Source organism: Nonomuraea sp. CA-143628 (assembly GCF_050942315.1).
Lineage (GTDB): Bacteria > Actinomycetota > Actinomycetes > Streptosporangiales > Streptosporangiaceae > Nonomuraea.
This window is the reverse complement of the sequence record NZ_CP192072.1, coordinates 6,929,373-6,956,162: the sequence shown is the minus strand read 5'-3', so window position 1 is coordinate 6,956,162 and position 26,790 is coordinate 6,929,373. Positions and strand designations below refer to the sequence as shown.

Below are 26,790 nucleotides of genomic sequence, written 5' to 3'. Positions count from 1 at the left end.
ACATCGTGTATGTCGCGCTCCCCGAGCGCCTGGTCACGCGCGCGAGCATGCGCGCCGCCCTGTCCACCGGCCTGCTGATCGGTACGGCCGGCATGATCCTGCTGGCCGTCGCCGTCTCCCCCCACTCCCCCTTCATCGCCGCGCTGCCCGGCATCATGGTGGCCGGTCTGGGGATGGGCATCGTCTGGACCTCGATGTGGATCGCGGCGGGCAACGGTGTCGCGGCGGGCGAGCAGGGTGTCGCCTCCGGGATGGCGTCCGTGACCCACCAGACCGGGCTCGCGATCGGCACCGCCCTGATGGTGGCCGTCGCCAACGCGGGACTCGGCGGCCTGTACGGCGATGCGCTCAGAAGAGAACTCACCCACGGCCTGACCCTGGGGTACTACCTGGCCGCAGGGGTGACTTTCCTCGGCGTCCTGGTCACCGGCCTCGCCCTCGGCCGTCGGCGCTGACGCGCGGATCGATGGTGAACGGCGTATCGGCTCTGGGCAAGACCGCTAATGCCCGATCTTGTCCAGCTCAGCGAGATCCTCTTCGGAGAGTGAGACTCCCGCGCCGGCGACGTTCTCGCGCAGGTGCGCCGGCGACGAGGTGCCAGGAATCAGCAGCATGTTCGGCGAGCGCCGCAGCAGCCAGGCCAGGGCGACGGCCATCGGCGTCGTGTCCAACCGGGTGGCCACGGCCGAGAGCGCCGAGGACTGGAGCGGGCTGAAGCCGCCGAGGGGAAAGAAGGGCACGTAGGCGATGCCCGCCTCGGCGAGCATGTCGATCAGGTCGTCGTCCTGGCGATAGGCGAGGTTGTACATGTTCTGCACGCACACGATCGGCGCGATCGCCCGTGCCTCGGCGACCTGTTCCGCGGTCGCGTTACTCACTCCGAGGTGCCGGATCAGGCCCTGCCGCTGGAGTTCGACGAGCGTCTCGAACGGCTCGGCGAGCGAGCCGGGTTGGGGTCCCTCGGCGTTGCCGAGCCGGAGGTTGACCAGGTCGAGCACTTCGAGGCCGAGGGACTCCAGGTTCTCGTGGACGGAGCGGCGTAGCTCGTCGGGCTGCCGGGCCGGGGGCCAGCCGCCCTGCTGGTCCCGGATCGCGCCGACCTTGGTAACGATGTGCAGCGATTCGGGGTATGGGTGCAGCGCTTCACGGATCAGCTGGTTGGTGACGTGCGGCCCGTAGGCGTCGCTGGTGTCGATGTGGGTGATTCCGAGGTCGACAGCCTCGCGGAGGACGGCGAGTGCGCTGTCGCGGTCGGCGGGCGGCCCCATGACCCCGGGGCCGGCGAGTTGCATAGCGCCGTAGCCGAACCGGGTGACGGTCAGGTCGCCCAGGGTCCAGGTGCCGCCGGGGAGTGACGTGGGGAGCATCTTCATACCTCTATTAATGGGATGTAACTTCCTGATAGGAAGTAGGCACCTCAAAGTGCGTAAGTCGCTCACGGGTGAGAGGAGCGGTCGATGGCGACCAAGACAGTGGCCCAGAAGAAGGCACAGGCCAAGGCGGAATATGACGCTTTCCTGGCGGCGTGTCCCAGCCGCAAGCTGCTCGATCGCATCTCCGACAAGTGGGTCGCGCTGATCCTGGCCGCGCTGGGCAGCGACGGCCCGCATCAGTTCGGCGCCGACTGCGCCGGTGAGCCCAGGTCGATGCGCTACTCGGAGCTGTCCCGCCTGCTGGCCGGCGTCAGCCAGAAGATGCTCACTCAGACGCTGCGCTCCTTGGAGCGGGACGGCCTCATCACCCGCACGGTGACGCCGACCGTGCCCGTCACGGTCACCTACGAGCTGACCGACCTCGGTCTCTCACTGCAGGAGATGATGCGCGGCCTCAAGGCATGGGCCGAGGCGCACATGGACGATGTGCTCGCCAACCGCGCGACGTACGACACCCACGTCGCCTGAACCGGGGCCGCGCCGCGAGCCACGTGAGCTGTCAGGCGTGGAAGCCGCGGCGGGCGGCTTCGATGTGACCGAAGTACTGGTGGGTCCAGTCGCAGATCAAGTCGACCGTCGCTCGCAAGGCCTGGCCCGGCTCGGTAAGGGTGTACTCGACCCGTGGCGGCACTGTGGGGTGCACCTTCCGCTCCGCCAGGCCGTTGCGCTCCAGCATGCGCAGGTTCTGGGTGAGCATCTTGTGGCTGATGCCCTCGACCTCGTTCCGCAACTCGCTGAAGCGCAGGGTGCGCTCGCCGAGAGCCTCGATGATCAGCAACGCCCACTTGTTGGCGACATCCGAGAAGATCTCCCGCGCGAGGGAGTCCGCGCGCCGCAGATCGGCTTCGTCGGATGAGTCCCTGAGCTGCTTGGTCACCATCTGGTTCCCCAGTCACTAAAAAGTTCGTTCTTCCACGTCAGCGCACACTCTCCTATGGTTTCTGAGTAACCGCAAGAGAGCACAATTGCCTTCGCGCTCACCTGACCGAACGAAAAGATAGGAAATCTCATGACCGTCTCGCTCATCAACCCCGACCAGCATGTCCAAATCCCGCTCTACCACCACGTCGCGGTGGCGACGGGTAGCAGGCAGGTCCACATCGCGGGACAAGTCGCCTGGGACGAGAACGGCGAGCTCGTGGCACCGGGCGACCTCGCCGGACAGGTCGCCCAGGTCTACCGCAACGTCGCCAAGGCGCTCGACGCGGCAGGAGCGACGTTCCACGACGTCGTCCGCTTCACGTGGTACGCCGCGGGCTGGAAGAGAGAGATGTACGACGCCTTCAAGGCGGGAATCGACCAGGCGGCCCGCGAGTTCGACCTCGCTACGCCGCCCGCCGCGCTGATCGGGGTCGACGTCCTCTTCGAGCCCGGCATCCTCGTTGAAGCCGAGGTCACCGCGATCATCGATTAGGAGAATCTCCAGCCGGTCAGTACGTGATGAGGACGGGCCGTTCGCTGATCTGGACAGCGTCGCCCGGCCGGACCGGACTGCTGGAGCCGTCGAGTCGCCATACGCTCCCGGCACCGGGAACGGCGACGGAGGCCGTACCCTGGTGCGTCCACCGCAGGACGGCGGCGTGCTCGCCATCCGGCCCCGCGACGATGAGCTCACACTGCCAGACGTTGGCCGGCAACCCCACGGGCAGCCCCTGCCCGCAGGAGCGGAGCCGGGCGTGGGCGAGCCAGCGCTGCAACTGCTCGACGGCCAGCGCGGCCCGCGTCGGCGCCCCACCCTCCGCCTGCAGCACGACGGGGATCGCGCTGCCTCCCCAGTTGTAGAAGTACATGCGTTCCAGGTGGAGGTTGGTGGCGTACAGGCCCAGCAGGTAGAAGCGCACCGCGTAGTCGACGGCCCGTTGCTCGTCCAGCGAGCCCTGCAGCGGGATGTCATAGCTCGTCCCGGTGTTCCACAGCGGTGGGTGAATGCCGAGCCGATGGAACGTCCGGTCGACCAGGTGCAGGACCTCCAGCATCGTCTCCGGCGGATCCGAGGCGCGCCGCTGGTGCAGTTTGATGCCGGCGGCGTCGCAGTACCGGTAGCCGCCGAGCTCCGCGAAGCGCTCCAGCGCCTGCCGGGCGGCGGGGTCCCACAATCGGCCCATGCCGGGGCACACGATGGTCGCGCGCGGATCGGCCCGCCGAATGATCCGCGCGGCGCGCCGCGTCATCTCGACCAGCAGCGGGACCCCGCCGGTGAAGAAGCGCTCGTCGTTGCCCATCACCCACAGCTCGTAGGCCTCGATGCGGCCCCGATAGCGGGCGACAAGAGCCCGTACGAGCCGCTCCCAGTCCCCCAGGTCGTCGGGCGCTCCAGCCCGGGACTGATCCCCGTAAGGGGCGGGGGGTGCCTGCGGCGCCGCCCAGGAGGGCGTCCCGCCGAAGACGAAAAGCACGGGCAGGCCGGCCCGTTGCGCGCCCGTCACCAGGCGGTCCAGCGTGATCCAGTCGTACTCTCCGCGACGGGGCTCGATGCTCGCCCACCGCGTCCCGCTGTCCCACAACCTGACGGCGCCGACCTCGAAGGCGGGCATGGTGCCGGTGTTGGAGTTCATGGTGACGCCGAACATCTTCCTGGATACGGGCTCGGGCGCCCGCACCCAACTGGGCCCGGAGATCCACTGCGCCGCCCGTACACCTTTCCCGGGAGTCGCGGGACTGCTGCCGGCCAGTACGGCGAGCACGGCGACGATGCTGAGCACGCGCACCCATCTCGAAGGTTCGCCGGCTCCCGAACTCCGGTGGACAATCCCCTCGTCTTCGGGCGTTCCCGCCTCCACAGGCGTTCCCGCCTCCACGGGTGTTCCCGTCTCCTCGGCTGGGGCCTTCTCTCCGCCTGCGGTCGCCACCGCCCAGGCCCGAAGCACCTCCTGCAGTTCCTTGGCCCCGGCGCCGCATTCCCGGGCGAAGCGCATCACCACTCCGATGTCGGCGGGCACGCTCTTGCCGCTGCAGTAGCGATGCAGGGTCGAGCGGCTGACGAAGGACGCGGCGGCCAGGTCCTCGTAGCTGCGCCCGCTGCGTTCCTTCAGCCTGCGCAGCAAGAAGGAGAGATCCTGCTCTTTCCGCCCGCCCACCGGACCTCCTCAGCGTTCCCGTGTCCGCCGCCGAAGCATGTCAGAGCATCCCAAAGAGCAGATGAACCCGCAGGCCAGAGCGGCCACCGGCATCCCACCCGTCCCGTTTCCCACTCTCCCTCTTGGCAGCGTGCCGCTCACCCGGAACAGTTCGCCTCAGTCAGATCGCGATCCCCCATCCCAAGGAGGTTCTCCATGCCGCCCACCCGCCGCCGGACCGCCGCGATTCTCGCCGGGGCGCTGCTCGCCCTTCCCCTGCTCGCCCTCACCGGGCCGTCCGCGGTCGCGGACACCAACTGCGGAAGCTGGCCCGGCAACGGGATCGCCGACCACGACGTCAAGACGCGCACGATCCCCCACGGCGGCCGGACGGTGAAGATCGCCCTGGTCAACCAGCGGCTGAGCGACCACTCCTTCGCGGCTGTCCGCAGTGGCTACCGCTCCGGAGACCAGACCTGGGTCGACCGCTCCTACGACGGCGGCGCCACGTGGACCCAGTGCGGTCCCTTCAGCGCCAAGTTCTCCAACGACCTGAGCAACCTCCACAACAGCATGCGCGCGTGCGTCCGCTTCAACGGTGCGAGCTTCTGCACCGACTGGTACTACGACAAGGACTGATCCCCGCCGGTTCTCGCCGCCCGCGTCCGCCTGTCCGATCACCGGGGCGCCGGACGGGCGGACGGTCAGCCCCATCTTGGGTCCGCGGCGGCCCGCATCCGAAACCAATGGGGGTTGTCATCTCCACGCGCCTTCGCTCAACGGCGACACGCCCCCATCGTGGCTCCATCAAATCGAGCGAGGCGCCACAACCACCTGGGAAACCTGGGAGGGATCCGACCGGAAAGGCGCCGCTCGGATGTCCCACGACCACTACGCGTTCGGGTCAGTGGCCGGATGGCTGTTCGACCACGTGGTCGGCATCCGCCCTCTCGCGCCTGGCTATCGGCGCTTCGACGAAGGAGCCCTTCACGGTTGGCTCGGGGTTACCTGGGGTCCTTCGTGTCCATGGATCGCTTCCTGTGCCACTGGCAAAATCGGAGCCGGCTCCGGTTATAGTGAGGCTAACCGGAGCCAGCTCCGGTTAATCCTACGTGAAGGACATCAACATGATCACCATTGCCTTCGGGGCGGCCACGACCGCTGCGGAAACCGTCGAGGGCGTCGATCTGTCCGCCAAGAGGGCCATCGTGACGGGAGCGTCGTCGGGAATCGGCGTGGAGACCGCGCGGGCGCTCGCCAAGGCCGGCGCCGACGTCACCCTCGCGGTCCGCGACACGGCCGCGGGCGAGAAGGTCGCCGCCGACATCGTGGCGTCCACCGGCAATGCGCGGGTACAGGTGGCCTTGATGGACCTATCGGTCCGCGACTCGATCGACGCCTTCGCCGCCTCCTGGCGAGGCCGGCTCGACATCCTGGTCGATAACGCCGGCATCATGGCCACCCCCGAGCGGCGTACCGCCGAGGGCTGGGAGATGCAGTTCGCCACCAATCATCTCGGCCATTTCGTCCTCACCACACGACTGCATGACGCCCTCGCGGCCGCCGGGCGCGCACGTGTCGTCGTCGTGAGCTCCGTGGGCCACGTCAATGGGGACATCATCTGGGACGACATCAACTTCGAGCGTCACCCGTACGACGAGTGGAAGGCCTACAGCCAATCCAAGACCGCGAACATCCTGTTCGCCGTCGAAGCCGCCAGGCGCTGGGCCGATGACGGCATCATGGTCAACGCGCTCAACCCCGGCCGTATCTGGAGCACCGGCCTGTCGCGGCACATGACCGTCCCACCGGCATCGTTCGAGCCCGAATCCAGCGACGGTGTGACGGTCAAGGACATCCCGCAGGGCGCGGCCACCTCGACCCTGCTGGCCGCCTCGCCGCTCGTCGAAGGCGTGACCGGACAGTACTTCGAGGACTGCCAACCAGCGGTCCCGCACACACCCGGGCTCCGGCGCGGCTTCGCGGCCTACGCCGTCGACCCCGCCGCCGCCGCCCGCCTCTGGCAGGTGTCCCTCGACATGATCGGCTAAAGGACCTTGAGCAGCCGTTCGGCCAGGACGGCCGCCGACGCGGGGTTCTGCCCGGTGAACAGGTTGCGGTCGACCACCGTGTAGGGCTTCCACATCTCGCCCTTGGTGAAGTCGACGCCCAGGTCGATGAGCTCGTCCTCCAGCAACCAGCGGGCCTTCGAGGCGAGCCCGACCGCGTTCTCTTCCTCGTTGGTGAACGCGGTGATCTGATAACCGGCGAAGGGCGACACACCGTGGATCCTGGTGGCCAGCATCGCGGCCGGGGCGTGGCAGACGATCGCGAGGGGCTTGCCAGAGGCGAGCGCCGCGGTCAGCAGCCGGCCGGCGTCCGCGTCGATGTACAGGTCTTCCATGGGGCCGTGGCCGCCCGGGCAGTAGACGGCGTCGTAGTCCTCCAGGCGGGCGTCCGCCAAGTGGATCGGCCGCCGCATCACCTCCGCGGAACGGATGATCGCCTCCAGATCGAGAGCGATCTGCGCGCTACCCGCCATCTCGGGGCGCAGGCTCATCATGTCCACGGTCGGTACCACCCCGTTGGGGGTGGCGACCACGACCTCGTGGCCGGCCTCGGTGAGGGCCTTGTACGGGGCCGCGAACTCCTCGGCCCAGTAACCCGTCGCATGCCTGGTGCCGTCCTTGAGCGTCCAGTACGCCGTGCCGGTCATCACGAAAAGTAGCTTCGCCATCGGGCAACCGCCCCCCGTCTGCATCTGCTGCGGTTGGCTCAGGCCCTTCCTGGAAGCAGCCTATGTCGAGTGTTGTCGAGGCCATGTGGCGGGGGTGCGCGCCTCACCGCAGGCACCCTGTCAGCGGGTCAGCGCGGCGCCCAGCCGGCGGATCGTCTCGGCCTCGCCGGGGTCGGCGGCGTCGCCGGCCGGCGCGTGTTCGGTGATGGCCGCGCCGATGATGTCGTCCACCTGGGAGACGAGGTCGATCAGTCGTTGCGGCTGTACGCCGTTCGGCTCGGGGTAGCAGGTCGAGCCGAAGGCGGTGGGCTCCAGGACGTCGAGGTCGATGTGCACGTACACGGGACCGCGCAGACCGTCGAGCACGCGCTCCAGGTCGTCGACGCCGTACCTGCGCAGGCCGGTCTTCGCGAGGTACTCGTGCTCGGACACGTCGCCCGCCCGCTCCCCCGCGATGATCACCTGCCGTGGTGTCAGCGGTTGCGGCGGCGTGAGGCCGGCCGGCCCGTCCCCGAGCAGCGCGCGTACCACCATTCCATGGAAGGCGCCCGACGGCAGGGTCTGCGGGCTGTAGACGTCGGGGTGCGCGTCGATCCACAGCACCGTCAAAGCGTCCCCATAGCGGGCGTGAGCGGCGGCGATCGGCGGGATGTCGACCGCGCAGTCGCCCCCGACGGTGATCACCCGGTCGTCGATGCCGGTCAGTGCCTTCCGCGTCAGTCGCTGATTCTCCACGAGCGCGTCGTACGCGCGGACCCCTGCGCCCTTGTCCCCGCCGGTTTCCATCACGGGCACGGTCACCACCGCGTCGGCGGGGATGAGTTCGGCGGCGCGGCGGGCACCGGCCATCAGCCGCGGCGCGTTGCTCGACGCCGATCCTTGCCATTGAGGTACACAGAGCACTGTCGTCATGCGGCGACGTTACGAGGCGTTGGGATCAAAGGTCCAGCGGAATCAAGCCGGACCGCTGAGGGAGGTGTCGAGGAGGGCGAAGCGCTGGGCGAACGCGGACATCTGATCGCGTTGCCGGTCCAGATCGGGGGCGGTGGGGTTCACGACGAGGCGGGTCACGCCTTGCGCGGCGAGGGCTTCGATCCCCTCGGCGGACATGTCGATCGACCCCCATCGCGTGTACTCCAGCGCTTCCGGGCTGCGCCCCGCCTCGACGGCGGTCGAGCGGGCGAGGTCCAACTGGAGGGCGCGCTCGTCCGGACCGAGCGCGCCGCCGGGGAAGTAGCCGTCCCCGCGTCGCCCGGCGCGGCGGGCGGCCGCCCGGCTCGATCCGCCGATGTGGATCGGCAGGTGGGTGACACCGACGGGTTTGGGGAACTGGCACAGGTCGTCGAAGGCGAAGAACTCCCCCGCGAAGCTGACGCCGTCCTCGCCACCGGCCCAGAGCAGCCGCATGACATCGATCGCCTCGTCGGCGCGCCGGCCGCGGGTGCTGAAGTCGACCCCCACCGCCCGCGCCTCGCCGGGCAGGGAGCCGAGCCCCACGGTCAGCAGCCGCATCCGCCCCTTGGACAGCACGTCGATCGTCGCCAGGCGCTTGGCGAGGACCACCGGGTGGTGGTACGGCAGCAGCAGCACACCCGTTCCGAGCTGGATCCGCTCCGTGGCCGCGGCGACGAAGCTCAGGCAGTCCAGCGGATCGGCGTAAGGCAGCGACGGCGGGAGCTCCATGGTCCCGACTGTGGCACCGGGATACAGCGCGATGTGCTCCGGCAGGTACAGCGACTCGAAGCCGCTGTCCTCGGCATGCCGGGCGAAGGCCATGATCCTTTCGGGGTCGACGCCGAAATAGGCCATGTTGTAGCTGATCCCGAACTTCATCGTCATTCCTCCGATCGGCGCACGGAGGATCGGCATGCGCCCCCCGCCTGTCGCCGACACGCTAGAACGTTGCCGCCAGCGTCAAGGCAAGTCTTGGGGGCCGCGAGGTTCAGCGAGGCTCGAGCTTGCGGGTCGTGGCTCGCACCTCGGGCGCCACCATGGCGTCGATGTACGTCGGACCGTAGCGGCCGTACTTGGCGCGGTAGGCGGCGTCGATCTGGTGGCCGATGTCAGGATCGGTCTCCGCCTCGATGGTGACGTCCTTGTCGACGCCGCCGGCCCGGATATGGCCTTCGTGGGTCTCCTGGACCGTGCGGAACCAGGCACCCGCGCCCGCCTTGTAGGAGCGGACATAGAGGTGGTCGCCATGGCGGACGACCCAGATCGGCACCGGCTTGCCCAGCGTGCCGTCGCCCCGCCGGGGCTCGATCCGCAACTCGTCGGCCGCCTCGATCCTGCTGAGCTCGTCGCTCGTCCACGTGGTCATCGGCTTGTCTCCTTCGTCATATCGGTGATCGCCGCGGTCTCAAGTGCCGCGGCCGCATCGTCAATACCCGAACCCGCGCCGCCGACCCGGCGCCTGGGGGGCCCTGTCACACCCCTGAACACCGCTCCCCGGCACACCCCGCCCTGCCGCGCAGCGCGGGGCGGTGGCACAGTGGGGTGGGGAAAGAGACGTTTTCCCTGCTCAGAGCAGCTTCAAAACAGCTCGGAACACGCTCGCTCCGGCCGCGCCGACACGCGCCGCCGTCAGTCATAGAAGCAGTCGTAGAAGCTTCAGCACGGAGAAGAACATGCTCACCGTCAACTCCTACTCCGCCACGTCCGCGACCGAGCCGCTCGCCCCGGCGAGGGTCGACCGTCGCGACGTCGGCCCGCGCGATGTCCTCATCGAGATCAAGTACTGCGGGATCTGCCACTCCGACATCCACTTCGTACGCGGCGAATGGGGCACGGCCCCCTATCCCGTCGCCCCAGGTCACGAGATCGCCGGGATCGTCGCCGCGGTCGGCCCGGAGGTCACCCAGTACGCCGTCGGAGACCGGGTCGGCGTCGGCTGCATGGTCGACTCCTGCGGCGAGTGCTCCAGCTGCCGCAAAGGCGAGGAGCAGTACTGCCTCAAGGGCAGCACGCTCACCTACGGCTCCCCCGACAAGGACGGACGGATCACCCAGGGCGGCTACACCACCCACATCGTGGTGACCGAGGACTTCGTCGTACGGATCCCCGAAGGTATCGAGCTCGACTCCGCCGCGCCGCTGCTGTGCGCCGGCATCACGACGTACTCGCCGCTACGCCGCTGGGGCGCCGGCCCTGGCAAGAAGGTGGCGGTCGTCGGGCTCGGCGGGCTCGGTCACATGGCCGTCAAGCTCGCGCACGCGCTGGGCGCCGAGGTGAGCGTCCTGTCGCAGTCGCTGAAGAAGAGGGAGGACGGCCTGCGCCTGGGCGCGGACCACTATTACGCCACGAGCGACCCGGAGACGTTCGAGCAGCTCGCCGGCTCCTTCGACCTCATCGTGAACACCATCAGCGCGAAGATCGACCTCGACGCCTACCTGTCGCTGCTGGCCGTGGACGGCACGATGGTCAACGTCGGCGCTCCGGCCGAACCTCTGGCGTTCAACGTGTTCCCCCTCATCATGAGCCGCCGGTCGTTCGCCGGTTCGGCGATCGGCGGCATCCGCGAAACCCAGGAAATGCTCGACTTCTGCGCCCAGCACCACCTCGGGGCGGACATCGAGGTCATCTCGGCCGACAAGATCAACGAGGCGTACGAGCGCGTCCTGGCCTCCGACGTGCGGTACCGGTTCGTGATCGACATCTCGACCCTGGCCTGAGCCACCTTCAAGAAGGAGTACTTCATGGACCACCATGGCTGACACCGCACAAGCGACGGACGTACCCGGCTGGGTCCTGAAGTTCATGGAAGCCATCGACACCCTGGAGTTCGGCGAGGGCTTCGCGCCGCTGACCGAGGACACCGACATGTACTTCGGCACCGAGCACAGCCACGGCGTCGAGGCCATCCAGGCGTTCTTCGTCAAGATCGACGAGCCGCTGAACATCACCCACGAGGTGCTGGAGTTCTGGACCGCGGGCGACGGAGTCCGCCTGCTGCGCGGCGAAGCGACCATGGCCAAGAAGGCCGAACCGAACCGGGTGGTGCGCGCCCCGTTCATGCACATCTTCTACCTCGATGACGGAGAGCCGCTCCGGATCCGGACGATACGCATCACCGCCGGGCCGCTGGAGACAGACGCGGTGATGTGACCGTTCCAGGCACCCTGTCGTTCGCCCGACCTACCTGAGTCGTTCACTTCAACCCGACATGATCTACATACAGGCTCGGGGAGAAGAAACTGTGACGACCGATCAGAACCGCCTTGGCCTCGGCAGCAGCCGGTTCATGTGGGAATTCGTCAAGTCGCCTACGCGTACGGCTTCGGTGCTACCGAGCTCGGCGCGGCTGGCGGCGCGGATGGTGGCGGGCGTCCCGGAGCGCGGCGAGCCGGTGGTGGTCGAGCTCGGCGCGGGGACGGGTGCCTTCACCCATGCCATCCAGCGGCGGCTCGGCGGCCGGGGCAGGCACATCGTGGTCGAACTGAACGACAGGTTCGCCACGCGGATCGCACGGGCGTACCCGTCGGTCGAGGTGGTGTGCGAGGACGCCGTACGCCTGCCCGATCTGCTCGCCGAGCTCCGCGTCGGGCAGGTGGACGTCGTGGTCAGCGGTCTGCCGTGGGTCGCCTACGCCGGGCAGCCTCCGCTGATCGAGTCAGTGGCCCGCGTTCTCTCCCCTACCGGGGTCTACACGCAGTTCGCCTACAACTGGACACGCTGGGCAGCTCCGGCACGGCGGCTGCTCGATGGCCTGCGTACGCACTTCGAGGAGGTCGTGACGACCATGACGGTCTGGCAGAACCTGCCGCCCGCGACCGTCTACATGGCCCGCCGTCCTCGCTTCACATAGCCGCGTCCCACCGCCTCGACGGCCACGATGAGACACGCGGGAGTTCTGGCTTGAACCTCCCGTGGCGGGAGGATCTACCGTCGACTCCGTGACCGAAAACGACGGTATCGAGCGTCGATGGACCATCGGAGAGCTGGCCAAGGCCACCGGGGTCACCATCCGTACGCTCTACCACTACGACGAGATCGGCCTGGTCCGGGCCGGCGAGCGGACCGCGTCGGGCCACCGCCGCTACACCGAGGCCGATCTGCGGCAGCTGTATCGCGTGCGCGCCCTGCGCGGACTGGGACTGTCGCTGGAGGAGATCGCGAACGTCCTCCGGCGGCCGGCCGACGACCTGACGGCCATGCGCGACCTGCTCGGCGCCCAGCTGGCCGAGCTGGAGCTGCAATCGGCCCGGATGGCGCAGCTCAAGACGAAGATCGGCGGGCTCCTCGGGCTGCTCGACCGGTCGGTCATGCCCGATTCGGAGCACTTCATGACCGCCCTCGAAGAGATCTCGGTGTACGAGACGTACTTCGCCCAGGAGTTGCGAGACCACCTGGCCCAGCGCCGGATCCAACTCGGCGAGGACACGCTGCGGGACCTACGCGCCGAATGGCTCGTCCTGCTCAAGGAGGCCCACCAGCACATGCTGGCGGGCACGCCCGTCGACGACCCCCAGGTGCAGGCCGTGACCGCCCGCTGGACGGCGATGGCGGCCGCAGTCCAGGGCGGCGACGAGCAGCTCGACGAACGGCTCAAGAGCGCCGGAACGGCGTGGTGGCGCGACAACAGCGCCGGGGTCAGTGAGGAGGTCAGCCGCCAGATCGAGTGGCTGGACGCCGACGGCCTGCCCGCCATCTTCGACTACCTCCAGCGGGCCGTGATCTGGGCCCGCGAACACGAATCAGGAGAGTGACGCGAGAATGCGATACCCCGAGGCGCCGTTACGGCCGGAGCACAACGAGGTCGGCGGCCTGGTCTTCGACGACCCCTACCAGTGGCTGGAGGAGAACGACGGCGAGGGTGCGGCGGCCTGGCAGAAGGCCCAGGACGAGCTGGCCCGCTCCTACGTGCACGGCTGGCCGCACCATGAGGCGCTCGCGGCCCGCGTCGAGGAGCTGGTCGAGCAGATGGACGCCCGCAACCTGGTGGTTCCGGTGCGATACGGGCCGCGGTGGTTCCGCGCGCGCATCCCCGACGGCCGGGAGCTGATGGTCTTCGAGACGGCCGACGCCCCCACGGGTCCATGGCGCATGGTGATCGACCTCAACGAGCTGTCCGACGGCACGCCACTGCGTATGAGCCCGCAGCCCTCCCCCGACGGCAGCCTGCTGGCGTACTCCCTCGACGCCGGGGGCCGCGAGCTGCCGGCGCTCAAGGTGATCGAGATCGACACCGGAAAGGTGCTGCTGGACGGCGTACCGCAGCAGCGGCCGGGGCTGGTGGCCTGGCTCCCCGACGGCAGCGGATTCTTCTACATGGCCAACGAGTCGGGGGCGGCGCAGGTACGGTGGCGGCTGTTCTTCCACCGGCTGGGGCAGCCGGCGGCCACCCAGCCAGAGCCGCTGGACATCCCCCACATGTTCGCCATCCCCAAGATCTCCAGGGACGGGCGCTGGGCGCTGGTCCAGGTCGACCATCTACGGCCCCGGCCGCACTTCATCGCCCGCCTGGACGGTCCCTGGGAGTGGCGGGAGTTCGTCACCGACGCCGAGCACCTGTACAAGGGCGTGCTCGTCGGCGACTCCTACGTGGCCGTCACCACGGCGGGCGCCCCGCGAGGCCGCCTGGTCCGCATCCCGCTGGACAGCCCCGACAACCCGGACACCTGGACCGAGCTGGTGCCGGGCGGCGACGCCGTACTCACCGGCGTGACCCTGGTCGGCGAGCGGCTGGTGCTCGGCGAGCTGGTGGACACCGTCTCCCGCATCCGGATCCTCGGCCTGGACGGCACGGACCTCGGGGAGGTCCCGCTGCCCGGCCAGGGCTCGGTCAGCTCCATCGCTCAAGGAGTCGTCGCCCTGGGGGTGATGGACCAGGTCGTGGGCTGCGAGGACGCCATCACCTTCGGCTACACCTCCTACACCCAGTCCCCCACGGTCTACCACTACGAGCTGGAGTCGGGGGCCCTGACCGCCCTGCAGGGGTCGGGCCACACCCTCACCGGGCTGGTCACCACCCGCGTATGGGCCACGTCGGCCGACGGCACGCGCGTGCCCTGCACCCTGGTCCACCGCGCCGACCTGGACCGCTCGCTGCCACAGCCGACCCTGATCCAGGGGTACGGCGGGTTCAACATCGCCGTGCTGGCGTCGTACCTCGGCCCCCTGGCCGCGTTCGTGGAGGCGGGCGGGATCTACGCGCACGCCCATCTGCGCGGGGGCGGGGAGTTCGGCCTGGAGTGGTGGGAGGGCGGGCGGCTGCACGCCAAGCAGAACACCTTCAATGACCTGTACGCCATCGCGGAGCGGTTGATCGCCGACGGGGTCACCACGCCCGACCGGCTGGCGGTCCAGGGCGCCTCCAACGGCGGGCTGCTCACGGGCGCCGCCGTGACCCAGCGGCCGGAGCTGTGGCGGGCGGTGGTCTGCGGCGCCCCGAAGCTGGACCTGATGCGCGTCGCCCGCGACCCGCTGGGCACCGCGGCGACCCTCTCCGAGTACGGCAATCCCAACGACCCGGCCGACGCCCCCGTGCTCATGGCCTACTCGCCGTACCACAACGTGAAACCGGGCACGGCCTACCCGGCGATCCTGCTGGACGCGGGGGCCAACGATCCTCGCTGCCCGGCGTGGCACTCCCGCAAGTTCGCCGCCAGAACGCAGGCCGCCACCACCTCGTCCCATCCTGTCCTGCTGCGCGTCTGGTCCGACGCGGGCCATGGGGGAACGAGCTGGAGCACGATCGTCCAGCAGCAGAGCTTCTGGCTGGCGTTCGTCATGCGGGAACTGGGTCTGGTGCCTGACCTGCAGTGATATTGGACTCGATATCGCTGGATCCCTGATATCGCTATTAGACAGCGGATGATCACATCTGCTTTGCTCCAAGCTTCTGACAGATGAGAAGCAAGGATTTCGGCATGCGACACTTCCGCGTCCGCCGCGTCACCGCAGCGCTCCCCGCGACCTCGTTGGCGTTCTCCCTCCTGTCCGGCAGCGCTCTCGGCGCGGGCCCGGCCTCGGCCGCCACCGTCGCGGCGTCCCCGGCCGTTTCGGGCGAGGCTCAGGTCAGGAAGGAGTTGCGGGCGCTGGAGGTGTCCTTCAAGGGCCGTATCGGGGCGTACGCCATCGACACCGCCACCGGCAAGACGGTGACGTACCGGGCGGGCGAGCGCTTCGCGTTTCTGTCCACCTTCAAGGCGCCCCTCTGCGCGGCCGTGCTGAACAAGGCGCGCACCTCCGAGCCGGGCCTGATGAACAAGCTCATCAAGTGGACGGCCGCCGACATGACGCCCAATTCGCCGGTCACCGAGAAGCACGTCGAGGACGGTCTGACGGTCGCCCAGTTGTGCGAGGCGGCCATCACCAAGAGCGACGGCACCGCGGCCAACCTGCTGCTCAAGCTGATCGGCGGGCCCGCCGGGCTGACGAAGTACTTCCGTACGCTGAAGGACTCGACCTCCCGGATGGACCGCTGGCACCCCGAGCTCAACGACTGGACGCCCAAGGAGAAGCGCGACACCACCACGCCCGCGGCCATCGCCCGCGATCTGCGCGTGCTCGCGATCGGCGACGCGCTGGACGCCAAGGACCGGGAGCAGTTCAACGCCTGGCTGCTTGCCAACAAGACCGGCGCCGAGCGGATCCGGGCGGGCCTGCCCAAGACCTGGACGATCGCCGACAAGACCGGCACCAACTCCGACGGATTCGGCGGCGGGAACGACATCGCCGTGATCCGCTCCGAGCAGGGCGCCGCTCCCATCGTCATGGCGATCTATACCAACCGCACCCCGGGCCTCCCCACCGACAACACGACCATCGCGAAGTCCGCCACCATTCTGGCCCGGGGACTCGGCAAGCTCTGACGCCGCCTGCCAGCCGGCACCGTGACCTCGCGCGACGTCCTCCCGTCATGAGGTGATCAAGGGTAGGGGTGGGGCTCGGGGTTGGTCGCGCCGCCGTAGTCGGCGAATCGCTTGTGAAGCAGGGGCGGCGCGCTGGGCGGGCACAGGCTGAGGGTGTCCGGGGACCAGACGCGGCAGACCGTGAGCCCGAGGTGGCGGATGTCCGGGGTGGTGAGGTCGAGGTAGCCGAGCTGTTTTCCGGTCTTGGCGAAGGCCGCCACCAGCCCTTTCACGCGGCCGCGGAGGTCCGGGGCCGCGTCGGGGGGCAGGTCGCGCGCCGAGACCTCCACATGGACGGCGAAGCGCTTGTCGATGATCGCGGCGTTGGCCGGATCTGTGTAGTAGGCCACGTTGTCGTCGAGATCGAAGAAGCGGTCCTTGTCGGTGATGTCACTGTCCTCGATGGCGGCCTTGGCGGCCATCCAGTTGGCGTAGCGGAACACCGCGACGGCTTCGAGGAGCGACTTGTACATCGCGTGGCCCAGGCGCTGGTCGCTGCCCAGGCCCGCGACGACCGGCGCGTTGCCGGGGTGCTCGTCGCGGTAGACGCAGGCGACGGTGAAGCCGGGCAGGTCGGGACTGGGCAGGAGGTGGAACTCCGGGGGCGGCGTGCCCGGCGACCAGTGACGGTCGATCAACCGGGCGAGGGCCCGCAGGCGGCCGTCAAGAAGGATCTTGACGGAGGGCTGACCGCCGTACCAGTGCCCGATCACGCAGTCGAGCTGGATGAGCTCCTCCAGCGCGCCGAGCAGGGCTTTGCCCGGGTCGCTGTGGGTCGCGGTGCCGGTGGTCACCGCGGCGTTCACCCAGGGCTCGCCCTCCTTGCGCCGCGGCAGGTAGCCGACCAGCGTGAGCTGGGCGGGCATCCAGTAGGTGTCGTCGGAGGTGAGCGAGTCGGCGGGCAGCCAGCTCATCGGGGCGTCGGGGTCGAAGGGCTCGAAAAGGAAGCCGTCGCGGCCGAGCTGCTCGTCGGAGAAGAACGACAGGCACTGATCTGCCGGAATCGCGTGGCCACCGCTGCTCATGGCGCGGTGACTGGCGAAGCGGAGCCGGTCGCGGTGCAGGGCGAGGTACGAGTGGTGGCAGTAACGCTCGGCCGACTCCCCGAGCGACTTGATGAGGGGCTCGTCGAGCAAGATGCCGGCCCCGCCCAGGTGGTGGCGCTCGGCGGGGATCGGCCGGGCGTCGTACAGGACGTGCACGCCGGTGAGTTCGGCGCCGGCGATGGCGATGCGTGGTTCGCCACGTGAGCGGGCGCTGAACTTCAGCCGCGGTATCAGGCCGCACACGGGGTTCAGCATGCGCCGGGCCAGCGCCCGGGTGCCGGTGTCGAACGGTGTGGTCCGCGGTACGAGACCCGCGGCGGAGCGCTGGTCAGCCACTGAGCCACTCCTTGGCCTGGAAGTAGAGCTCGGGTTCGTCGCGCTGCGCGACGGGTGAGCAGGCCGGACAGCCGGGGATCTGCAGGACCTCGCTGACGGTCGTCTCCCAGGTGGGGAGGTAGACGCACAGCATCTTGCCGTGGGTGAAGGAGGCGCCCGTATGGGCGAGGTTGATCGCTTCCAAGGCGAGATGGGAGCAGAGCAGCGAGGACAGCGCGGCCAGCATCGGCGGACGTCCGCCCGACGCCTGCGCGGTGGTGAGCGCGTTCTTGTATCGGCGGTAGCCCGCGCCGTCGGCGAGGTTCATCGTGATGCGCGTTTCCAGACAGGTGTAGCAGGGCCCGCGGCCCGGGTGGAAGGTCGGGCCGACGAACAGGAACGGCCCATCGATCGTGCCGTGCAGCCAGGACATGCCGACTTCCAGGGCGACCCTGTTGAACAGGCTCACCGTCACCGGATCCACCCGGACGCCGGCCCACACGGTGATGCCGCCCTCCCAGGAGGCGAATGTCTCGGCGACTTCGTGCAGCCGCAGCCCGTGCGTGGTCCAGCCGGTGTCGGCGTCGTTGAGCACCCCGAGGACGGGATCGTCGCTGGAGTTGGTCACGTCGAGCTCCGGATCGCTGGCCGCGATCAGCGCCGTGACGCGGGCGGCCATAGCGCCGTCGCCGATGACCCGTATCGGACGGGCGGGTGGCGGTGGCCCGGAGAGCAGGTCGGCGTAGTGGTCGAGGTAGTGGTCGAGTGCGTTCGTCGCGGTGTCCTCGATCACGTCGAGTGTCCGCAACTGCTCCAGGAGCGCGGACATCTCCTCCATGCCGATGTTCGCCCGCGAGGCGAGCTCGGCCACTTCCCGGGAGCCGTCCAGAGCGTTCACCACCGAGAACAGCCAGCCGCGCCGGGCTTCGTCGGTGATGGTGTGCGAGGTGGCGCTCCACACGCCCTGCCTGAGCTCGACCGTGTCGGGATCATGCCCGATGACCGAGAACGACCGCTTAATACGGGGTGATGCGGGCTGTGTCACATCTTCTCCTGCGAACGCGGTCGAGGGCGGCTCTTCTCCTGCGGATGTGGCCGGTCGTCCGGCCGGCCGAGGACGATCAGATGCAGCAAGGCGGTCCGCAGCCCGTCGACCCGGAGGACCTCGTGGGCCTCCTCGTCGTAGTAGGTCGACCAGTCGGTGCCGGCCAGGCCCAGCGCGGCCGCGGTGAGATGGACATGCTGGGCCATCGCCCCCACCTCGTGCAGCACGAACCGCAGCCCGCGCGGGCCGTACTTGCGCATCGAGCGCCATGGGCGCCCGACGAACAGCACGACGAGCGCCGCTCGGTCGATCGGCAGCAGGTCGGGCAGCTCGTCCAGGCCGCAGCGCAGCAGCGCGGCCAGTTGCTGAGGGCCGCCGTGGCGGGCCAGGCAGTCCAGGCGGGGGGCGTAGCGGTACAGGCCCGGCTCCAGGTCCGTCACCTCGCGTGCGGCGAGGTGCAGCTCGACCGGGTACAGGCCGCCGCCGCTGGGGACGGCTCGGTGCGGCCGGCCCGCCTGGTGGCCGAAGCACGCTCCGGCGGCCCGTAGCAGCGCGGCGGTCTCGGGCAGCGTCACCGGGGCCCCGCTGAACGAGCGGGTGCTGCGCCGGGCCGCGATCGCCTCATCCAGCGCCATCCGCGCCGGCGCCGGATCCGGCAGGTCGACGCGGCGTGCCGCCGGGATGGTCTCCTCATCGGTGTGGCTCAGCGTCTCCATGCTCGCCGTCGTGAGGTAGTCGGCGACCGAGCGCTGCAGCTCGCGGTCGTGGCGGCGGAGCCGGCTGGCGTACAGGAACTCCTCGGCGGGCGAGGCCGACCGGGAGATCCCGAGATGGGAGTGCCGGAGCTGGTTGGTGTGGAAAGCCGTGCTGTCCAGCCATGGGCTGACCGCACGGAAGAAGTTGGTGCCGAGCGCGGAGCGCAGCACCGGCGTGTTCTCCATCTGCACCGATCCTTGAACGGGGTGGGCCGGGTTCGGCGGGTGCCGTGTCCCGGTCCGAGGACCGGGACACGGCACCCGCTTCTCGCGTTACTCCTCCATGGCGACGGCGGCTGAACTGCTGCTGCTGGTGATCGGGGCGACCAGAAGCTTGCCGTCTTCCATCTCGATCGGGCAGGCGCTCAGGGTTTCGGTCGAGGTGCTCGTCGAAAGCATCTTCTCTCTCCTTTCGTGCATGAGGGTGCCGCCGGTGCGGACTGAGTGCCTCACCGGATCCTCGCGATATCTGATCGCGGGGCTTGTGGGCCGGGCCGTGGCCCGGGTGTCTTCACGCCTGCGGACCTGGTGCGGCCGGCGGGCGCGTCGGTTGATCTATTCGGCGTAGTCCGAGGTGCGCGACGGACAGGGCGCCCTGCTGGAACAGCGTCGCGCCCGTCGTGGTGAACTCCAGCCAGTCGGCGAGTGCCGCCTCGTCGCGCTCGGCGCTCCCGCACCCGCGCAGCTGGGTGGCCCAGGTCGCGAAGGTGCGCGCGTAGTCGTCGCGGTGGGTCCGTATGTGGATCGGCTCCCACCAACGCCCGCAGGCGGCCAGGAGCCGGTCGAGCGTGAGGAGGGTGCCGGTCAGGCGAAGGCGTCGCATCGCCTCGACGTATCGTGCGGCCTCGGCCGGCCAGCTCTCGCTGTGCCCCCGGATCGTGCTCTCCAGCGCCAGGCGGGCGCCCGGCCTGGTCCACGCGTGCGCGTGGGCGAAGAACTCCGTGTAGGCGTCGGGCATGCCGTCCACGGTCTCCAGGTTCTCCAGGAGCCCGATGCTGACGACCGCGTCGTAGGGCCGGTCAGGGGTGAAGGCGCGATAGTCGCCCCGATGGATGGTCACCCCGCGCAGCCGCAACCCTTCGGCTTCCTGGCATGCGTGATCGGAGGCGTCGACACCACACGCGGCTGCCACAGCGCGTTCCCGGCTCAGATAGCTCAGGAAGCCGCCGTAGCCCGAGCCCACGTCGAGGACGCGTGACTGGGCGCCCACCTCCGCCCAGTCACTCAGCAGCCGGAATTTCGCGAGCTGGGCGGCGTCGAGGTCGTTCGTCCCCTCCCACAGCCCGCAGCTCAGCGCCATGGTCTTGCCCAGCCAGCGGCGATGTGCGGCAGCGTCGAGCTTGGTGACAGTCATGTGAACGCCTTAAGGGAGAGCGCGTGATCAACGCGACCATACCCGATCGGTGACTGTCTGTAGCGCTACGATTACCTAGTGTCGCCGTGATGCATCGTTGTCTGTTGCCGGGCGCTCAGTCCTGCTCGCGGAGAACCCCACGCCCACTACGGAGACGGCGTTGGGCAGGAACAACGCCCCGAGTGCCAGCCCGATCAGCCCGGCGACGACCGGCGCTCCGGTCCACAGCTCGGGCACGGCGGGCAGGCCGCCGCCGATGGCCGAGGCGACCCCGATGTACAGCGACCAGGTGGCGAAGGCCGACAGCCCGGCGAACGCCCAGTAGGCGCCGCGCCGCTCACCCGACGGCCGCAGCCGGCGGATCAGCAGGTCGCTCACGAACCCGGCCAGCACGAACGACAACAGGATCGGTACATTGCGGAACCCCGTCTGGGCGGCCGGCATGAGCGCTATCACCGTGTACATGACGGTCACCGAGCCGAACGGCAGGAGCCAGCGGCGCACCAGGAGCAGCACCGGGCTGAGCACGACGACGTTGGTGACGACCATCGCGACGGCCACCTGCTCGGCGCCGGGACCTATCGCCACGGGGCCGGCGCCCCCCGCACCGCCGCCCGCGTTCTGCAACATGGACAAAGCCCGGACGATGCCCTCGGGACGATACTTCATGGCGCCGCCGTACGACAGGAACAGCGACACCAGCGTGGTGGCGAACGCGAGCCCGATCAGCGCCGGCAGCAGGCGGCCGAGCGACGGCCGGGCGCCGACGTCGGGGGCGTTCCATGCCGAGCGCAGCGGTGTCGTGATGATGAGCATCATCGTCACGACGAGGCCGAGGTGTGACGGGCTGAAGAAGATGTTGATGGTCGTCTCGATGCCGAGGACGGTGTGCCACGTCAGATCGGCCAAACCGAAGACGGCGAACGCGGGAATCGCCACCAACCCGGCGAGATAACCGGTGGGGACGGCTGCCGGCCCCTGCCGCCCGGCGCGCACGTTGCGCCACACCTGCCAGATGATCCAGCCGGAGACCACGGCGAAACCGGAATAGAACACCGCGTGCCATGGAGTGAAGAACGTCTCCAGCTGCGCCAGGTTGCTGTGCGCCCAGGCGTCGATCATCAGTCCGACCCCGAACCAGGTGCCGAGCAAGGCTGTCACCAGGTCTGTCCTGGGAGACACCCATCCGCGGGGCTCTCCCGTGTCCACCATTAATCGCCGAATGCCGGCGGCGTCAGACGCCACTTCGTGCTTCCTTCCGTCGATCGAATCGATTCATTGCGGGGCCGGTCAGGCTGTTTCGGCGCTGAGGGCCTGCGCCACGGGCCGGCGCGCCGCCAGGCGTGCGGGCAGGGCGGTGAGTGCCGCCGTCGCCAGGAGAGTCGCGAGTGCGACGCCGAGCAGCCAGGAGGAGGGCGGGTACACCGCGTTCCTGGCGGCGAAGAGCGAGAGCAGGCCGATGCCCAGAGGGATGCCGACGATGGCGCCGGGCAGGCCGGGCAGGAGCTGAGCGGTGGACAGGCCGACGGTGATCTGTCCGGGGGTGGCGCCGAGCGTACGGGCGATGGCCATGTTCGCCCGGGCCTCCATGGCCGTGGTCCAGGTGAAGGTGAGGGTGTTCACGACGGCGAGCGCGATCAGCAGGATGGTGACGGCGAGCATCAGCCGGCGGTCGTTCTCAGCCCGCAGGTTGGGCAGGACAGAGGAGCCGTCCAGGCCGTAGCCCCGTGCCGGCTGGGCGTAGATGGTCAGCAGGGCGACGATCGCGATCACCGTGGTGGCGGTGGAGCATGCCTGCAGTACGGCGCGGCCCGGCCGGCGGGCGGTCAGCCGCAGCCCGAGCAGCAGTGGCGTGGGCAGCAGCGCGGACAGCGCGGTGAGCCAGGGCCGGTGACGAGGATGGTGCGCGGTGGCGGTCAGCGCCGTGACGGTCGCCGTACGCATGGCCCGCAGCGTGGGACGCAGCGTGGACAGCACCGCCACCGCCACCGCCAGGACGGTTGCCGTGAGGACGGTGGCGCCGTCGGGCCCGCCCACGTCGCCGATCCGGCTGGCGGTGGGGCTGGCGATGGCGGGCGCGGTCAGGCGGGCGATCACCAGCCCCAGCGTGTCGCCGATCAGCGCCAGCGCCAGGTACTCGGTGAGCAGGACGGTGGCGATCAGCCCCGGGGTGGCGCCGACGGCCTTGAGCAGCCCGGCCCTGCGCGTCTGCTCGACGGCGCGTCCCGCGGCCAGCGCCGCCACTCCGGTGATGGCCAGGAAGCTGAGCAGCCAGCTGCCGACGACCAGGATCGGCTGGCTGTTCCTGAGGATGGCCAGGTCCTGTGTCTCTTTGAACTGCCAGGAGTGGAAGTCGACCCTGACGGTGGTGTCGCTGTGGGCGTCGATGAAGGCCTCGGTCGCGGCCGGGTCGCGCAGCTTGAGGTCCACAGCCGTGGTCACCGGGAGATCTTGGGATGCCGCCAGGGCCCGGGCATCCGATCGGGTCATCCAGGCCAGGCCGCTGGCATCGGTGGGGCCGCCGCCCGGGCCGATCTGCGCGGCTCCGGGATAGACGGAGGTGGCCGCGGTGACGGCGATCCCGACGACGGGGTAGGAGCGGCCGGCGATGGTGACGCGGTCGCCGACGCCCACGCCCAGCGCGGTGGCGAAGCCGCGTTCGAGGACCGTGCCGCCGGAGCGTACCCAATGTCCCGAGGTCACCAGCGGCCGGTCGACCGCGCCGGGCGTCTCGGCGAAGCCGTGCACCACCACCGCGGACGACGTGGAATCGTGCGTGGTGAGGTCGGCGTAGACGATGCGATAGGGGCCGTGGTGGGCGACCACCTCGGGAGCGTCGGCCAGCGCGGCCAGAGCCGCGGTCTCGGCGGTGCCCGCGTCGCCGGAGAGTGCCACCACGTCCGGCCCGGCGGTGGCCGCGCGGGTCTGTTCGTACAGCGCGTCGCTCACGCCGCCCAGCGACAGGCCCAGTGTCATCGTGGCGGTGGCCACGGTCACCGCGAGCAGGAGCATCGTGGCCTGGACCTTGTGCCGCCGCACGTCGGCCAGCACCAGGCGGACGACGAGCACGATGGAGCCCATGCCGTTCAGCCCTCCAGCCCGATCAGCCCGCCGAGCCCGCGCGGGTGGGAGCCGGCCAATCGGGTGTCGTCGACGAACATCCCGTCGCGCATGGAGATCAGCCGATCCGCGGTGGCCGCGACCCGCTCGTCATGCGTGACGATCACGAAGGTCTGGCCCGCGGAACGCAGCTCCTCGAAGATTCTCAGAACGTCGAGGGTCGCCGCTGTGTCGAGGTTGCCGGTCGGCTCGTCGGCCAGGACGACCAGCGGTTCGTTGACCAGCGCGCGAGCGACGGCGACCCGTTGACGCTGGCCGCCCGACAGTTGCGAGGGCAGATGCCGGGCCCGGTCGGCGAGCCCGACCCGTTCCAGCAGCAGGCTCGCGCGCCGCCTGGCCTGGCGGCGCGAGCGTCCGGCCAGCAGCGCGGGCAGCTCCACGTTCTCGGCCGCGGACAACTCCTCCACCAGGTGGAAGGCCTGGAAGATGAACCCCACCGACCGGCGCCGCAGGCGCGCCAGAGCCCGCTCGCTCAGCGTGTCGATGCGCCGCCCGGCCACCCACACCTCTCCATCGGTGGGCCGTTCCAGGCCACCCAGCAGGTGCAGCAGGGTCGATTTCCCGCAGCCGCTGGGCCCCATCACCGCCAGCGTCTCCCCCTGAGGCACCTCCAGGTCGGCCTCGTCCACCGCGCGGATCCGGCTCTGCCCCTGACCATGCGTCTTCACCAGGCCGCAGGCCCGGACCACGGCAGTTGACACGTTCATCCACCCTCGACTTCGTCATCGGCCTTGGACCAGGCCCGCTCACAGGAATCCAGCCAGCGCAGGTCCGCCTGCAACCGCAGCACGACCCCTTCCAGCAGCAGGCCGGCGCCCGACCCCGGCGGCTCGGCCAGCGCCGCCCGCTGCACCTCACGCAAGCGGCGCAGCAACTCACGGCGCTGAGCCGCCACCAGCTCGACCGGGTCGGCGAGCCGGGCCGCGGCGGCCGCGGCGAGCTTGAGATGGAACTCCGCCAGGTCCGGTTTCGGCCAGCCCACCTCGGCCAGCCAGGCGGCCACCCGCTGCTGCCCGGCCGGCGTCAGCTCATAGACCTTGCGCTCGGGCCGCTCGGGCAGGCCGTCCGTCCGCTCACAGACAACGAGCCCGGCCTTTTCCAGCCGGGCCAGCGTCACGTAGATCTGACCGCGGTTCATCGACTCGCCCAGCGGGCCGAGAGTTCGCTGCAGCCGAGCGTGCAAGTGGTACCCGTGCGACGGCTCCTTGGCGAGCATCGCCAGCACTGCGTCCTGCACTCCATCCCCCCTAACGGTTAGCCAATAGATAGCGGTTAGCCGTGGGAGGTGTCAAAACGCTACATCTGGTGATCTCCTGGACCGGCCCGCCGCCAACGGCCCGTTCCTGTAACTGTTCCAGGGGGTCTACAAGCGCATGAGGCACGACGGCACGCCGAACCAGGCGCCTTCGTCGTCAGCGCCTGGACGGTGGTGGGGTTGGAGCGGTTACGGACTCGCCTGCAACGCAAGAGGGCCGAAGGGGTGCCCGGCCCACAGCTCGCGGGAGGTCTCCTCCGGATACGCTGCGATGTCGGGTTTGGTGTCGATGATCCAGGTGTGCTGGTTCTGCGGCTCGTACGCCGGCCAGCCCGGGTCTCCGGTCGTGGCGAAGGCGATCCACGCCGCTCGGACCTGGGCCGACAGCTCGGCCGCGGCCGGGGGCGGATCCTGTCCGATCAGCAGTCCCGCCGAGCCGGCGGTCAGGTTGCCGAACGTCAGCGGCAGGCCGAGCCCGTGGCAGGCGCCGAGGAGGTCTCCGCCCATGCCGGGGGCCGGCCAGGTCAGCTCGTACAGGTGGGCGCGGCCGTGCCTCTGGCGGGCTTCGGCCAGGCGTACGGAAGGCATCCGGAACAACCAGTCGGAGTACACCAGCTCGTACAGCCGCTCCTCGTCGGCACCCGAGTAGGCGGCCCGGTATGCCTCCGGGTCCGGGGCGAGCATCCGCAGCGCGGTGTCCGCTCGTTCGGCGGTGATCTGGCCGGTGTCGCCACTGATGGCCATGAACAGCCGATATTCGTCGCGGGTGTGACCCACGATCAGCTCCACCTCGTGCGCGGCCCCGTCCGCCAGTGACCGCCACGGCACCTCGGGCAGCACCTCGCCGTCCACGACCGGTCCGAACGGTGTCCGAACGTACGCGGCCTGGCCCCACCGCGGGTAGTCGCCCGTCTTCTCCGCCATCGCGTCCCCGGCCTCGATCAGCCGCTCCGGCGACAGGCGGGCGAGTTCGTCCGCGAGCGGGGGCAGGCCCAGCTCACCGGCTACCGCGACGGCGATGTCGGCGGCCAGCTCAGCGGAGAAGAACATGCCCGGCACGCTCTGCGCGATCGCCCGGTGGAACAGGCCGGCGGCGCTCGGCATCGTCATCAGCGCCGCGATGCTCCCGGCGCCGGCGGACTCTCCGAAGGCGGTGACCCGGTCCGGATCGCCGCCGAAGGCCGCGATGTTGTCCCGCACCCAGCGGAGGGCGGCCACCTGGTCCAGGAACCCGCGGTTGGCCGGTGCCCCGTGGAAGTGTCCGAAGCCCTCGGCGGAGACCCGGTAGTTGAAGGTGACCACGACGACGCCGTCCTGGGCGAGCACGCGGCCGTCGAAGAGGGGGCTGCCGGACCACCCGTACATGTAGCCGCCGCCATGAATCCACACCATCACCGGCAGCCCGGCGGCGCCCAGATCGGGGGACCAGACATTGACCGTCAACCAGTCGCCGTCGGCGTCGTCCGTGCTGGAGGCGCCCAGCAACCTGGACTGCGGTGGCGGCGGGCCGAACGCCCCGGCCTCGCGTACCCCGTCCCACGCCTCGGCCGGCTCCGGCGCGGCCAGCCGCAGGGCGCCCACCGGCGGGCGGGCGAACGGCACACCGCGGAAGACGGCCACGCCGTCCTCCAGTCGCCCGCGCAGCCGTCCCGTGCCCACCCGGACCTCTGGGTGTGCGGATCCGATGACGCTCATGGCACGCTCCTCATCCAGGAAGTGCCGGCTCCCACGGCCAGGCGCGGCCATCTTCGCCCGAACCGCGGGTTCGCCGCACCTCGTTATTGAGCGGGTCACTGCAACGTCAGCCTCGAGGGCGCGGCTT

At 69.7% G+C, this 26,790-nt stretch carries 28 protein-coding genes and 1 pseudogene; 12 read left to right on the top strand and 17 right to left on the bottom strand.

Going from position 1 to position 26,790, the window contains the following annotated elements:
* The first annotated feature begins 5 nt into the window (after positions 1–5).
* Positions 6–455: a hypothetical protein gene (locus tag ACQP2T_RS31890; protein ID WP_433508603.1), complete on the top strand. Its 450-nt coding sequence runs from the start codon at positions 6–8 to the stop codon at positions 453–455.
* Between the two features lie 45 nt (positions 456–500).
* Here the strand turns inward: ACQP2T_RS31890 and ACQP2T_RS31885 are convergent, their stop codons facing one another.
* Positions 501–1,373 (bottom strand): aldo/keto reductase family oxidoreductase, encoded by an 873-nt coding sequence (locus tag ACQP2T_RS31885; protein WP_433508602.1) that lies wholly within the window; start codon positions 1,371–1,373, stop codon positions 501–503.
* 84 nt (positions 1,374–1,457) lie between these two features.
* Between ACQP2T_RS31885 and ACQP2T_RS31880 the strand changes: the two genes are divergently transcribed.
* The gene (locus ACQP2T_RS31880; RefSeq protein WP_433508601.1) at positions 1,458–1,901 is read left to right on the top strand and encodes a winged helix-turn-helix transcriptional regulator; all 444 of its coding nucleotides are present in this window, start codon (positions 1,458–1,460) and stop codon (positions 1,899–1,901) included.
* A gap of 31 nt (positions 1,902–1,932) precedes the next feature.
* Here the strand turns inward: ACQP2T_RS31880 and ACQP2T_RS31875 are convergent, their stop codons facing one another.
* The gene (locus ACQP2T_RS31875; RefSeq protein WP_433508600.1) at positions 1,933–2,313 is read right to left on the bottom strand and encodes a winged helix-turn-helix transcriptional regulator; all 381 of its coding nucleotides are present in this window, start codon (positions 2,311–2,313) and stop codon (positions 1,933–1,935) included.
* 129 nt (positions 2,314–2,442) lie between these two features.
* Here ACQP2T_RS31875 and ACQP2T_RS31870 point away from each other — a divergent pair, with 129 nt between their 5' ends.
* The gene (locus ACQP2T_RS31870) at positions 2,443–2,847 is read left to right on the top strand and encodes a RidA family protein (RefSeq protein ID WP_433508599.1); all 405 of its coding nucleotides are present in this window, start codon (positions 2,443–2,445) and stop codon (positions 2,845–2,847) included.
* Positions 2,848–2,863: 16 nt separating this feature from the next.
* Here ACQP2T_RS31870 and ACQP2T_RS31865 read toward each other — a convergent pair whose 3' ends face one another.
* Positions 2,864–4,510, bottom strand: a complete 1,647-nt coding sequence (locus tag ACQP2T_RS31865; RefSeq protein ID WP_433508598.1) for a helix-turn-helix domain-containing protein — start codon at positions 4,508–4,510, stop codon at positions 2,864–2,866.
* A gap of 195 nt (positions 4,511–4,705) precedes the next feature.
* On the opposite strand from ACQP2T_RS31865, the gene ACQP2T_RS31860 reads away from it, so the two are divergent.
* The 3 genes and pseudogenes from ACQP2T_RS31860 (at position 4,706) to ACQP2T_RS31850 (ending at position 6,540) form a co-directional block, all read left to right on the top strand.
* On the top strand, positions 4,706–5,128 hold the full coding sequence (locus tag ACQP2T_RS31860; protein WP_433508597.1) for a hypothetical protein: 423 nt from the start codon (positions 4,706–4,708) through the stop codon (positions 5,126–5,128).
* A pseudogene (locus ACQP2T_RS31855) lies at positions 5,088–5,363 on the top strand (hypothetical protein); the annotation flags it as partial. The gene ACQP2T_RS31860 and the pseudogene ACQP2T_RS31855, both read left to right, overlap by 41 nt.
* 253 nt (positions 5,364–5,616) lie before the next feature.
* Positions 5,617–6,540, top strand: a complete 924-nt coding sequence (locus ACQP2T_RS31850) for an SDR family NAD(P)-dependent oxidoreductase (RefSeq protein ID WP_433508596.1) — start codon at positions 5,617–5,619, stop codon at positions 6,538–6,540.
* On the opposite strand, the gene ACQP2T_RS31845 is transcribed toward ACQP2T_RS31850, so the two are convergent.
* The 4 genes from ACQP2T_RS31845 to ACQP2T_RS31830 all read right to left on the bottom strand — a co-directional run bounded on the left by ACQP2T_RS31845 (position 6,537) and on the right by ACQP2T_RS31830 (position 9,546).
* Positions 6,537–7,226, bottom strand: coding sequence for a type 1 glutamine amidotransferase domain-containing protein (locus tag ACQP2T_RS31845; RefSeq protein ID WP_357957040.1), 690 nt, complete (start codon positions 7,224–7,226; stop codon positions 6,537–6,539). The two genes, ACQP2T_RS31850 and ACQP2T_RS31845, sit on opposite strands and share 4 nt — an antisense overlap.
* 120 nt (positions 7,227–7,346) lie before the next feature.
* Positions 7,347–8,138, bottom strand: a complete 792-nt coding sequence (locus ACQP2T_RS31840; protein ID WP_433508595.1) for an arginase family protein — start codon at positions 8,136–8,138, stop codon at positions 7,347–7,349.
* 42 nt (positions 8,139–8,180) lie between these two features.
* Positions 8,181–9,059 carry an LLM class F420-dependent oxidoreductase gene (locus ACQP2T_RS31835; protein ID WP_433508594.1) on the bottom strand — a complete coding sequence of 293 codons (879 nt, stop codon included), beginning with the start codon at positions 9,057–9,059 and terminating at the stop codon, positions 8,181–8,183.
* A gap of 109 nt (positions 9,060–9,168) precedes the next feature.
* A complete protein-coding gene (locus tag ACQP2T_RS31830) occupies positions 9,169–9,546 on the bottom strand; it encodes a DUF2255 family protein (protein WP_433508593.1) in 378 nt (125 codons plus the stop codon).
* 307 nt (positions 9,547–9,853) lie between these two features.
* Here ACQP2T_RS31830 and ACQP2T_RS31825 point away from each other — a divergent pair, with 307 nt between their 5' ends.
* From ACQP2T_RS31825 to bla, 6 genes are all read left to right on the top strand, one after another.
* On the top strand, positions 9,854–10,897 hold the full coding sequence (locus ACQP2T_RS31825) for an NAD(P)-dependent alcohol dehydrogenase (protein ID WP_433508592.1): 1,044 nt from the start codon (positions 9,854–9,856) through the stop codon (positions 10,895–10,897).
* Positions 10,898–10,931: 34 nt separating this feature from the next.
* The gene (locus ACQP2T_RS31820) at positions 10,932–11,330 is read left to right on the top strand and encodes a hypothetical protein (protein ID WP_433508591.1); all 399 of its coding nucleotides are present in this window, start codon (positions 10,932–10,934) and stop codon (positions 11,328–11,330) included.
* A 91-nt stretch (positions 11,331–11,421) separates the two neighbouring features.
* On the top strand, positions 11,422–12,030 hold the full coding sequence (locus ACQP2T_RS31815) for a class I SAM-dependent methyltransferase (protein WP_433508590.1): 609 nt from the start codon (positions 11,422–11,424) through the stop codon (positions 12,028–12,030).
* Between the two features lie 88 nt (positions 12,031–12,118).
* Complete coding sequence (locus ACQP2T_RS31810) at positions 12,119–12,931, top strand: MerR family transcriptional regulator (protein ID WP_433508589.1); 813 nt, start codon at positions 12,119–12,121, stop codon at positions 12,929–12,931.
* Between the two features lie 7 nt (positions 12,932–12,938).
* Positions 12,939–14,990, top strand: coding sequence for a prolyl oligopeptidase family serine peptidase (locus tag ACQP2T_RS31805; protein WP_433508588.1), 2,052 nt, complete (start codon positions 12,939–12,941; stop codon positions 14,988–14,990).
* Between the two features lie 104 nt (positions 14,991–15,094).
* Entirely contained in the window at positions 15,095–16,039 is a 945-nt protein-coding gene (gene bla / locus ACQP2T_RS31800) for a class A beta-lactamase (RefSeq protein WP_433508587.1), read from the top strand.
* A gap of 56 nt (positions 16,040–16,095) precedes the next feature.
* On the opposite strand, the gene ACQP2T_RS31795 is transcribed toward bla, so the two are convergent.
* From ACQP2T_RS31795 to ACQP2T_RS31750, 10 genes are all read right to left on the bottom strand, one after another.
* On the bottom strand, positions 16,096–17,460 hold the full coding sequence (locus ACQP2T_RS31795; protein WP_433508586.1) for a YcaO-like family protein: 1,365 nt from the start codon (positions 17,458–17,460) through the stop codon (positions 16,096–16,098).
* A complete protein-coding gene (locus tag ACQP2T_RS31790; RefSeq protein ID WP_433508585.1) occupies positions 17,453–18,484 on the bottom strand; it encodes a TOMM precursor leader peptide-binding protein in 1,032 nt (343 codons plus the stop codon). Before ACQP2T_RS31790 ends, ACQP2T_RS31795 begins: the two co-directional genes overlap by 8 nt.
* A complete protein-coding gene (locus ACQP2T_RS31785) occupies positions 18,481–19,425 on the bottom strand; it encodes a SagB/ThcOx family dehydrogenase (protein ID WP_433508584.1) in 945 nt (314 codons plus the stop codon). The genes ACQP2T_RS31790 and ACQP2T_RS31785 overlap by 4 nt, the downstream gene beginning before the upstream one ends.
* Before the next feature lie 87 nt (positions 19,426–19,512).
* The gene (locus ACQP2T_RS31780) at positions 19,513–19,638 is read right to left on the bottom strand and encodes a hypothetical protein (RefSeq protein WP_357957063.1); all 126 of its coding nucleotides are present in this window, start codon (positions 19,636–19,638) and stop codon (positions 19,513–19,515) included.
* Between the two features lie 112 nt (positions 19,639–19,750).
* A complete protein-coding gene (locus tag ACQP2T_RS31775; protein ID WP_433508583.1) occupies positions 19,751–20,593 on the bottom strand; it encodes an SAM-dependent methyltransferase in 843 nt (280 codons plus the stop codon).
* Between the two features lie 75 nt (positions 20,594–20,668).
* Complete coding sequence (locus ACQP2T_RS31770) at positions 20,669–21,754, bottom strand: hypothetical protein (protein ID WP_433508582.1); 1,086 nt, start codon at positions 21,752–21,754, stop codon at positions 20,669–20,671.
* Between the two features lie 129 nt (positions 21,755–21,883).
* On the bottom strand, positions 21,884–23,674 hold the full coding sequence (locus ACQP2T_RS31765; protein ID WP_433508581.1) for an FtsX-like permease family protein: 1,791 nt from the start codon (positions 23,672–23,674) through the stop codon (positions 21,884–21,886).
* Positions 23,675–23,679: 5 nt separating this feature from the next.
* The gene (locus ACQP2T_RS31760) at positions 23,680–24,420 is read right to left on the bottom strand and encodes an ABC transporter ATP-binding protein (protein WP_433508580.1); all 741 of its coding nucleotides are present in this window, start codon (positions 24,418–24,420) and stop codon (positions 23,680–23,682) included.
* Positions 24,417–24,950: a PadR family transcriptional regulator gene (locus ACQP2T_RS31755; protein WP_433508579.1), complete on the bottom strand. Its 534-nt coding sequence runs from the start codon at positions 24,948–24,950 to the stop codon at positions 24,417–24,419. Before ACQP2T_RS31755 ends, ACQP2T_RS31760 begins: the two co-directional genes overlap by 4 nt.
* 207 nt (positions 24,951–25,157) lie before the next feature.
* Entirely contained in the window at positions 25,158–26,663 is a 1,506-nt protein-coding gene (locus ACQP2T_RS31750) for a carboxylesterase/lipase family protein (protein ID WP_433508578.1), read from the bottom strand.
* Positions 26,664–26,790 lie beyond the last annotated feature (127 nt).